The sequence below is a fragment of the Pseudomonas sp. GW821-FHT03E01 genome, from assembly GCF_059420765.1.
This window is the reverse complement of the sequence record NZ_JBWKUI010000008.1, coordinates 303,153-311,928: the sequence shown is the minus strand read 5'-3', so window position 1 is coordinate 311,928 and position 8,776 is coordinate 303,153. Positions and strand designations below refer to the sequence as shown.

Genomic DNA, 8,776 nt, shown 5'->3' with positions numbered 1-8,776 from the left:
CGATGGCGATCTTGAGAACGCCATCGCCAGCAAGCCGGCTCCTACAAGCGCGGTCGCAGACCAATCTGTATAGATGTTCATTCCGCGCAAAAATAGTGGCTCCGCTTCCGGCGGCTGAAGACTAGGGTGTATTGACCCTCAGCTCTCAGGACTCGCCATGCATCCCTACTTCTCTCTGCAAGGCCGCACCGCTCTGGTGACCGGCGGCACCCGCGGTATCGGCAAAATGATCGCCAAGGCTTATGTCGAGGCCGGCGCCATCGTGTACGTGTGCGCCCGGGATGCCGAAGCCTGTCAGCAAACTGCCGATGAGCTGAGTGCCTTCGGGATTTGCCACGCCGTGGCCACCAACCTGGCGCATGAAGAAGGCGTTCAGCAACTGGCCGCGCAATTGAGCGAACAGATCGGTCAGCTGGATATTCTGGTGAACAATGCCGGTACCACCTGGGGTGCGCCGCTGGAGAGTTACCCGGTCAAGGGCTGGGAAAAAGTCATGCAGCTCAACGTCACCTCGGTGTTCAACTGCATCCAGCAATTTCTACCGCTGCTGCGCAAGGCCGGTTCGGCGGCGAATCCGGCACGGATCATCAACATTGGCTCGGTGGCCGGGATTTCTTCCTTCGGCGAACAGGCGTATGCCTACGGCCCGAGCAAAGCCGCCCTGCATCAACTGTCGCGGATTCTGGCGCGAGAGTTGGTGAGCCAGCACATCAACGTCAACGTAATCGCACCGGGACGTTTCCCGAGCAAGATGACTCAGCACATCGGCAACGATGAGCAGGCGCTGGCCGAGGACACGGCGTTGATTCCGATGAAGCGCTGGGGCCGGGAGGAAGAAATGGCGGCGCTGGCGATTAGCCTGGCGAGTACGGCCGGGGCGTATATGACCGGGAATGTCATTCCTTTGGATGGCGGGTTTAGTCTCTAGATCGGCGGCGCGGCTATCGCGGGCAAGCCACGCTCCCACAGGTTTTATGCCGTACACAACATTTGCGTTCACTCGAGAACCTTGTGGGAGCGTGGCTTGCCCGCGATGACGGAGTAATAGGCAGCACCGATCTCGAGGCCGCTCGGGTTATCATGCCGCCCTAATCCCGGCCTCGACCCCAGACCATGACCTACAGCGTTTCCCCCATCGGCTTCGTGCGCTCCTGCTTCAAGGAGAAGTTCGCCATTCCGCGTCAACCGCAACTGGCCCCGGCCGCTCGGGGCGTACTGGAGCTGGTGGCGCCGTTTGATCAGGGTGATGCGGTGCAGGGGCTGGAGCAGGTCAGCCATGTGTGGCTGCTGTTCCTGTTCCATCAAGCGCTGGAAGAAAAGCCACGCCTCAAAGTCCGCCCTCCGCGTCTGGGCGGTAACAAATCCATGGGCGTGTTCGCCACCCGCGCGACGCATCGTCCTAACGGCATCGGCCAGTCGGTGGTCAAACTGGACAAGGTCGAAGCCAATCGACTGTGGATCTCCGGCATCGACTTGCTGGACGGCACGCCAGTTCTCGACATCAAACCTTACGTGCCCTACGCCGACATCATCGACACGGCGTCCAACGACATCGCCAGCGCCCCGCCGCTGCTGATTCCCGTGCAGTGGACGGACTCGGCCCTGCAACAGGCCCACGGCCACGCTCAGCGGCTTGGCGAACCTCTGGTCGAGTTGATCGAGCAATGCCTGACACAAGACCCACGCCCGGCGTACCAGATTCCTACGCCTGAGCGCGAATACGGCGCGCAGTTCTGGGATCTGGATGTGCGCTGGCATTATCCTGAGACGGGCGTGATCCGCGTCCTGGAAGTCATTCCCGCAAAAGCCTGAACCCCGGAAACGAAAAAGCCCGCATGACCTTCTCAGGTCATGCGGGCTTTTCTGTGCACTACGCCATTGAATGTAGGAGCCGGCTTGCTGGCGATAGCGCTTTGAAGTTTGCCATCGCCAGCAAGCCGGCTCCTACAAGTGACCTTCGGTCACTTCTCGACGAACGCACGCTCGATCAGGTAATCACCCGGCTCGCGCATCCGCGGCGAAACAGTCAGGCCGAAGCTGTTCAACACTTCGCTGGTCTCGTCGAGCATGCTCGGGCTGCCGCACAGCATGGCGCGGTCGTCCTGCGGGTTGATCGGCGGCAGGCCGATGTCGCTGAACAGCTTGCCGCTGCGCATCAGGTCGGTCAGGCGGCCTTCGTTTTCGAACGGCTCGCGGGTCACGGTCGGGTAGTAGATCAACTTGTCACGCAGGGCCTCACCGAAGAACTCGTTCTGCGGCAGGTGCTCGGTGATGAATTCGCGGTAAGCGACTTCGTTGACGTAACGCACGCCGTGGCACAGGATCACCTTTTCGAAACGCTCGTAGGTTTCGGGGTCCTGGATGACGCTCATGAACGGCGCCAGACCGGTACCGGTGCTGAGCAGGTACAAATGCTTGCCAGGCTTCAAGTCATCCAGCACCAGGGTGCCGGTAGGCTTCTTGCTGATGATGATCTCGTCGCCTTCCTTCAGATGCTGCAACTGGGAAGTCAGCGGGCCATCAGGCACTTTGATGCTGAAGAACTCGAGATGCTCTTCCCAGTTCGGGCTGGCAATCGAGTAAGCGCGCATGAGCGGCCGGCCGTTGGGCTGTTGCAGGCCGATCATCACGAACTGACCGTTCTCGAAGCGCAGGCCCGGATCGCGGGTGCACTTGAAGCTGAACAGAGTGTCGTTCCAGTGATGAACACTGAGGACACGCTCGTGGTTCATGTTGCTCATGTACGTGGGACTCCTGGAGATTTTGCCTGCGCCAATGATGTGCACAATTGCATCGCATTCTAATGGCAGCGACAATATCTGTTAAATGGATTATTAAGATAAGGGTTATCGGTTATATCGATATGCGATTTACTCTCCGTCAACTTCAAGTATTCGTCGCCGTCGCCCAGCAGGAAAGCGTATCCCGTGCCGCGGGCCTGCTCAACCTCTCGCAATCGGCGGCGAGCACCTCGATCACCGAGCTGGAGCGCCAGTGCAGCTGTCAGCTGTTCGATCGCGCCGGCAAACGGCTGAGCCTCAACGCCCTCGGCAAACAGCTATTGCCGCAAGCGGTGGCCCTGCTCGATCAGGCCAAGGAAATCGAAGACTTGCTCAACGGCAAGTCCGGTTTCGGCTCCCTGGCGGTCGGCGCGACCCTGACCATCGGCAATTACCTGGCCACCCTGCTGATCGGCAGCTTCATGCAGCGCCATCCGGAAAGCCAGGTGAAGCTGCATGTGCAGAACACCGCCAACATCGTGCAACAGGTGGCTCACTATGAAATTGATCTGGGTCTAATCGAAGGCGACTGCAGCCATCCGGACATCGAAGTGCAGAGCTGGGTCGAAGATGAACTGGTGGTGTTCTGCGCGCCCCAGCATCCGCTGGCTCAGCGCGGTATTGCCACCATGGAGGAGCTGAGTCATGAGGCGTGGATTCTCCGAGAACAAGGCTCGGGCACGCGGCTGACCTTTGACCAGGCCATGCGTCACCACCGCAGCGCGCTGAACATTCGCCTGGAACTGGAACACACCGAAGCGATCAAGCGCGCGGTGGAATCGGGTTTGGGGATTGGCTGCATTTCGCGCCTGGCGCTGCGCGATGCGTTCCGCCGTGGCAGCCTGGTGCCGGTAGAAACACCGGATCTGGACCTGGCGCGGCAGTTCTATTTCATCTGGCACAAACAGAAATATCAGACCTCGGCGATGCGCGAGTTCCTCGAACTGTGCCGCGCCTTCACCGCCGGGGTTCAGCGCAGCGACGAGATCGTTCTGCCTGCCATCGCTTAAAGCAGGATCACCGCCCACACCAGCGCGATCATGCTCAACGCTACGAGTTGAGCGGCGCTGCCCATGTCCTTGGCGTTCTTGGACAGTGGGTGCCGCTCCAGGGAAATGCGGTCGATGGCCGCTTCGACCGCCGAGTTGAGCAATTCGACGATCAGCGCCAACAGGCAGACTGCAATCAGCAGCGCCTGCTCGACACGGCTGACATTCAGGAAGAACGACAGCGGAATCAGGATGGCATTGAGCAACACCAGTTGCCGGAAGGCCGCCTCGCCAGTGAAGGCCGCGCGCAGGCCGTCAAAGGAATAGCCGGAGGCGTTGAGGATGCGTTTTAGGCCGGTCTGGCCTTTGAAAGGTGACATAGAGTAAGCAACTGACCAAAAAGGAGTGGGAAAGCTAGATTAAGCAAAGTCAAAAAAGCGTGAATACATAACACCTTAGTGGCTCGAAATTGACTCAAGTTGTTGCAAGAGCAGCGCCGCCTGAGTCCGGGTCCGTACATTCAGCTTACGGAAAATCGCGGTGACGTGGGCCTTGATCGTCGCTTCGGAAACGCTCAATTCGTAAGCAATCTGCTTGTTCAGCAAACCTTCACAGACCATGGTCAACACCCGGAACTGCTGGGGCGTCAGGCTGGCCAGGCCTTCACTGGCAGCCTTGGCTTCGTCGGAAACGCTGACGGCTTCGAAGGCCTGGGGCGGCCAGAAAACATCACCATCGAGCACCGCGCGTACGGCTTTTTGAATGACACTCAAGTCACTGGACTTGGGAATGAAACCGCTGGCGCCGAATTCACGGGACTTCACCATGATCGACGCTTCTTCCTGCGCCGACACCATCACCACTGGAATCTGCGGGTACTGACCGCGCAACAGCACCAGCCCGGAAAAACCGTAGGCCCCTGGCATGTTCAGGTCCAGCAACACCAGGTCCCAATCGGCCTTTTCGGTCAGACGACTTTCCAGCTCGGCAATGCTCGCCACTTCCACCAGCCGGACATCCGGGCCCAGGCCCAGGGTCAATGCTTGATGCAAGGCACTACGAAAAAGAGGGTGGTCATCGGCAATCAGGATTTCGTATGTGGCCATTTTTCAAATGATCCTGTTTTTCAAACAACTCCAGGTGCAGCCACGCAGATGCACCAACAGGGCACGTTCAACGCCAATCACATGGCTATTCACGTAAAAATACGGCGTATCAAACGATGGCCGCGCCCCAATCGGCGCCAAGCATGCCCAGCGAAACCGGGGTGGTCAAGATACATAACCGGTACAGTTCTTTGCAGTATGGGCGACAATCAGAACATGGCGGGGACGTCGTTATGAACAAACCGCATCAGCTCGGCGTGGGCCGGTGTGGCGAGGTTCATGTCCAGCTGTTTTTTCGCATCCAGATAATGCTGACTGAACACGTCAAAATAAGCGTCCAGCGCTGACGCAGCCTCGGTATCACCGGCCAGATCGAGACACAGTGCAGCCACTTCAGCGGTGCATAAATGTTCACTACGGGTGGAGCGGCGCAGTCGATAACGTGACAGTTTTTCGGGCAGCAGGCTCAAGATCGGCAAGCGATCAAAATACGGGCTCTTGCGAAAGATCTTCCGGGCTTCGGTCCAGGTGGCGTCCAGCAGAATGAACAGCGGGCGCTTGGTGCTATCGACCGCGACACTGTGGGTAACTCGCTCGGGTTCGACGTATTCGCCCGGAAACACCAGGTACGGTTGCCATTGCGGATCGGCCAACAGCGCCAGCAGTTGCTCATCAGTCTCGGTACGCGACCAGATGAATGCATGATTGTCGCGCACCACATCAGCGATCAGCCAACCGGTGTTACTTGGCTTGAATACTTCTTTGTTGGTCATGATCAGGCACACGCCCGAGCGGGCCTCGACCGACGGGCGCCAGGCACACAGGCAATGACTTTCAATCACGCGGCAATCACGGCATCGCGGCGCTCTCCAGCCACGGGCCTGAATCGGCTTGATGCCCTCCTCCTCTCGCTGATCGCGCAAGCGGGCGACGGCGTTTGCGGCAAAGCGCGGGGTGACAGGGTTCATCGCAGGCAGCACCGTAGTGGATGGAAAATCGACACGAAAAACACTCGCAAGGGCAAAAAAGTCGCGGCAGTTTATCAGAGCAGCCGGTGCAAGCCTGTACCGCTCAGACCTCCTCCCCTATAATTCGCCGCCACTGAACGCACAGTCATGTGCCTGGTCGAACCACCAGTCACTGAACCAGGAGAGTTTCATGCTGCGCCTTATCGTTCCCACCGCTGCCATTTTGCTGGCGTCGTCCTTTAGCGCTCAGGCTGCATCCTTGAGTGAGCAGAATCTCAACAGAGAGCTGCGAAACGTCGCCGTACAAAGCAGCGTTGGCACTCCACGGGCGATCAACGAAGACATTCTTGATCAGGGCTACACTGCCGAAGGAAAAGTGCTGATCAACCACTTGAGCGTGCAAAGCAGCCACGCCGAAAAAATGCGCGCCGATCCCAAAGCGGTGTACTTCCAGCTTGGCGCCTCCGTATGCAGAAACCCAGGGTTCCGCAAGCTGATGGCCAAGGGCGCGATCATGCGTTACGACTTCACCGAGGTGAAGACCAACCGTCCGGTCGGCTCCGCCAGCTTCCAGGACTCGGACTGCCCGAAAGAGACTCCCGCGAAGAAGAAATAATTACCTGGCATTGGCGCGCCGCTGTTCATCCTCGGCGCGCAGCTCTGCCAACAGCGCCTGCAAGTAACGCGAACGTCGCTCCCCACCCTCCAGACGTCGACAGCACTCTTCTTCGAGACTCAAATGATGGGTCTCGGCCGATGCTTTCAGCAATCGATACAGTTGCGCATCGATCTCCAGAGTCACTCTGGGCATGGTTTCCCGCCTCCCTGCATGCATTGATCGCCGTTGATCACGCGATAAATCCCTGAATTGCTTGAACGTCGCGTCCTGCCGTTGACGCAAAGTTGTCGTGTCACGCCTGTAACTTAGTAAATCAGAGCGCGAGACATGCGGCTTGCGTTCAGACGAGCGGTGAAAGCACCTTGTAAATCGTCAATAAGCGGTTGCCAGGAAAGACTTTGCGGCGCAATGATCAAGCCAGCGAAAATCGTTGCGAGGGTCTAAATTCAAAGTGTTCATGTTGTTTTTTTAAGGGCAGAAAAGGGGCTGCCCATTACGGTGTCTTATTGTGCGAACGTTTCTTTCATTCAAGGGATAAGCAGAGCCCGTATGGATGGCTCGATTGCAACCGAGTCAAGTAGAGCGCCCAGGCATGGGCTTGGGCAGACAGCGACACAAGGGGTGTCGCGGCGCCGACAATTGTTTTGTCGGGGCCGAGGGTTCTGTGCAGAAGGAGAAGTTGAATGCCTTACCAACCGAATGACCTACTGAGCCGTCATTTTCAAGAAAGCGGCCACGACCTCACCAGCAAGGTCGAAGAACAACTCAACCTGGTTTCACCCAACAGCCCCAACATCCCGATTTACCGCGACATGATCCTGACCGTGCTACGCATGGCCCAGGAAGATCACAACCGCTGGAATGCCAAGATCACCCTGCAAACCCTGCGTGAACTCGAGCATGCTTTTCGTGTGCTGGAGCAGTTCAAGGGTCGACGTAAAGTCACCGTTTTCGGCTCGGCCCGCACGCCGATAGAACACCCGCTTTATGGCCTGGCCCGAGAACTGGGAGCCGCTCTGGCGCGCTCGGACATGATGGTCATCACCGGCGCCGGCGGCGGCATCATGGCGGCAGCCCATGAAGGTGCCGGCCTGGAACACAGCCTGGGATTCAATATCACCCTGCCCTTCGAGCAGCATGCCAACCCCACGGTCAATGGCACCGCCAACTTGCTGCCCTTCCACTTTTTCTTTACCCGCAAGCTGTTCTTCGTCAAGGAAGCCGACGCGCTGGTCCTGTGCCCAGGGGGATTTGGCACGCTGGATGAAGCGCTGGAAGTACTGACCCTGATCCAGACCGGTAAAAGCCCGCTGGTGCCTGTCGTGCTACTGGATGCGCCGGGCGGCAAGTTCTGGCAAGGCGCGCTGGACTTCATTCACCATCAACTGGAGGAAAATCGCTACATCCTGCCGACCGACATGAAGCTGCTGAGCCTGGTCTATAGCGCCGAAGAGGCCGTCGAGCAGATCAACCAGTTCTACAGCAATTTCCACTCCAGCCGCTGGCTCAAGCATCAGTTCGTGATTCGCATGAACCACACACTCAGCGACCGGGCGCTTGAACACATGCAGGAGGCATTCGCCGACCTGTGCCTGAGCGATCATTTCCATCAGCATGCCTACAGTGGCGAGGAGCACGACGAAGCGCAGTTCAGCCATCTGGCGCGCTTGTCCTTCACCTTCAACGCTCGTGATCATGGCCGTCTGCGGGAATTGGTGGATTACATCAACCTGCCGGAAAACTGGACCCAGTCCAAACCCCAGGCGCAACAACGCATACGGCAACCGTCCAAGGTAACGTGATGCAAAAAAACGGCCCGCTATCGAAATAGCGAGCCGTTTCAGTCAATCGTCCATCCCTCGGCCGCTGAACAAGCGGCTGATCATTTCCATGGAGTATCCCCGATAACTCAGGAACCTGCCCTGTTTGGCACGCTCCCGAGCGTCTATCGGTAAATGCCCGGAAAATTTGCGCCGCCAGGTGTCTTCCAGTTGTTCCTGCCAATCGATACCACTCTCGCGCAAGGCGAGCTCAATGTCGGTACGTTGCAGGCCGCGCTGGCTCAGCTCTTCGCGAATTCGCAAAGGGCCATAACCGGAACGGGCACGATAGGAAACGAAGCTTTCGAGGTAGCGGGATTCGGACAACAGCCCCTCTTCCGTCAAGCGGTCAAGTGCTGTGTCGATCATTTCAGGGGGGGCGCCGCGCTGACGCAGTTTACGCGTCAGCTCGACTCGACCGTGCTCGCGTCGCGCGAGCAGGTCCATTGCGGTTCGCCGAACCGCGACGAGTGTATCGAGTACGGCGGTCATCG

Annotated in this window: 11 protein-coding genes; 5 read left to right on the top strand and 6 right to left on the bottom strand. The window is 58.3% G+C overall.

The window, feature by feature from the left end:
- The first annotated feature begins 157 nt into the window (after nucleotides 1-157).
- Together AC07VO_RS16220 and tsaA are read left to right on the top strand one after the other, a co-directional pair.
- A complete protein-coding gene (locus AC07VO_RS16220; protein WP_086944780.1) occupies nucleotides 158-928 on the top strand; it encodes an SDR family oxidoreductase in 771 nt (256 codons plus the stop codon).
- A gap of 185 nt (nucleotides 929-1,113) precedes the next feature.
- Nucleotides 1,114-1,812: a tRNA (N6-threonylcarbamoyladenosine(37)-N6)-methyltransferase TrmO gene (gene tsaA, locus AC07VO_RS16215; RefSeq protein WP_086944779.1), complete on the top strand. Its 699-nt coding sequence runs from the start codon at nucleotides 1,114-1,116 to the stop codon at nucleotides 1,810-1,812.
- Nucleotides 1,813-1,961: 149 nt separating this feature from the next.
- On the opposite strand, the gene fpr is transcribed toward tsaA, so the two are convergent.
- On the bottom strand, nucleotides 1,962-2,741 hold the full coding sequence (fpr, locus tag AC07VO_RS16210) for a ferredoxin-NADP reductase (protein WP_002554680.1): 780 nt from the start codon (nucleotides 2,739-2,741) through the stop codon (nucleotides 1,962-1,964).
- A 122-nt stretch (nucleotides 2,742-2,863) separates the two neighbouring features.
- Between fpr and AC07VO_RS16205 the strand changes: the two genes are divergently transcribed.
- Nucleotides 2,864-3,790, top strand: a complete 927-nt coding sequence (locus tag AC07VO_RS16205; protein WP_018926952.1) for a LysR family transcriptional regulator — start codon at nucleotides 2,864-2,866, stop codon at nucleotides 3,788-3,790.
- On the opposite strand, the gene AC07VO_RS16200 is transcribed toward AC07VO_RS16205, so the two are convergent.
- The 3 genes from AC07VO_RS16200 to AC07VO_RS16190 form a co-directional block, all read right to left on the bottom strand.
- Entirely contained in the window at nucleotides 3,787-4,149 is a 363-nt protein-coding gene (locus AC07VO_RS16200) for a diacylglycerol kinase (RefSeq protein ID WP_018926953.1), read from the bottom strand. The genes AC07VO_RS16205 and AC07VO_RS16200 overlap by 4 nt on opposite strands.
- A gap of 75 nt (nucleotides 4,150-4,224) precedes the next feature.
- Nucleotides 4,225-4,875, bottom strand: a complete 651-nt coding sequence (gene erdR / locus AC07VO_RS16195) for a response regulator transcription factor ErdR (RefSeq protein ID WP_018926954.1) — start codon at nucleotides 4,873-4,875, stop codon at nucleotides 4,225-4,227.
- 209 nt (nucleotides 4,876-5,084) lie between these two features.
- Complete coding sequence (locus tag AC07VO_RS16190) at nucleotides 5,085-5,843, bottom strand: tRNA-uridine aminocarboxypropyltransferase (protein ID WP_018926955.1); 759 nt, start codon at nucleotides 5,841-5,843, stop codon at nucleotides 5,085-5,087.
- Between the two features lie 190 nt (nucleotides 5,844-6,033).
- On the opposite strand from AC07VO_RS16190, the gene AC07VO_RS16185 reads away from it, so the two are divergent.
- Nucleotides 6,034-6,459 (top strand): PA3611 family quorum-sensing-regulated virulence factor, encoded by a 426-nt coding sequence (locus AC07VO_RS16185; protein ID WP_018926956.1) that lies wholly within the window; start codon nucleotides 6,034-6,036, stop codon nucleotides 6,457-6,459.
- On the opposite strand, the gene AC07VO_RS16180 is transcribed toward AC07VO_RS16185, so the two are convergent.
- Entirely contained in the window at nucleotides 6,460-6,654 is a 195-nt protein-coding gene (locus tag AC07VO_RS16180) for a hypothetical protein (protein WP_018926957.1), read from the bottom strand.
- A gap of 491 nt (nucleotides 6,655-7,145) precedes the next feature.
- Here AC07VO_RS16180 and AC07VO_RS16175 point away from each other — a divergent pair, with 491 nt between their 5' ends.
- Nucleotides 7,146-8,264 carry an LOG family protein gene (locus AC07VO_RS16175; protein WP_064619979.1) on the top strand — a complete coding sequence of 373 codons (1,119 nt, stop codon included), beginning with the start codon at nucleotides 7,146-7,148 and terminating at the stop codon, nucleotides 8,262-8,264.
- A 42-nt stretch (nucleotides 8,265-8,306) separates the two neighbouring features.
- Here AC07VO_RS16175 and recX read toward each other — a convergent pair whose 3' ends face one another.
- Nucleotides 8,307-8,774 (bottom strand): recombination regulator RecX, encoded by a 468-nt coding sequence (recX, locus tag AC07VO_RS16170; RefSeq protein WP_026286484.1) that lies wholly within the window; start codon nucleotides 8,772-8,774, stop codon nucleotides 8,307-8,309.
- Between the last annotated feature and the right edge of the window lie 2 nt (nucleotides 8,775-8,776).